Annotated in this window: 1 pseudogene; it reads right to left on the reverse strand. The window is 32.3% G+C overall.

The features are described 5' to 3' along the window. Positions 1–17 precede the first annotated feature (17 nt). Positions 18–134: pseudogene (locus ACY2RW_RS16530) on the reverse strand (heavy-metal-associated domain-containing protein); the annotation flags it as partial. Positions 135–229 lie beyond the last annotated feature (95 nt).

Here is a 229-nt window from a genome sequence, read left to right on the forward strand (position 1 = left end):
TTTTCTAAATTAATCTATGCCTTTGAAACACCTTTTATTTTTGAAAGTGTTTGTTCTACGTGACTGCTACAACCGTTCCAGGTCATCCCGTGTATGTGATAAGTGTGTTTCCTTTCTTCTTGTTTAAATCTAATAGTTTTTTTACTTAGACCTTCTAGATCTTAGAAACCGGTTAAATCTGTCTGGTTTGCTATTCAAATGTTAATTCCTTTCTAGCCTCTAAATTTAT

The sequence above is a fragment of the Polaribacter sp. 2305UL8-11 genome (genome assembly GCF_058147165.1).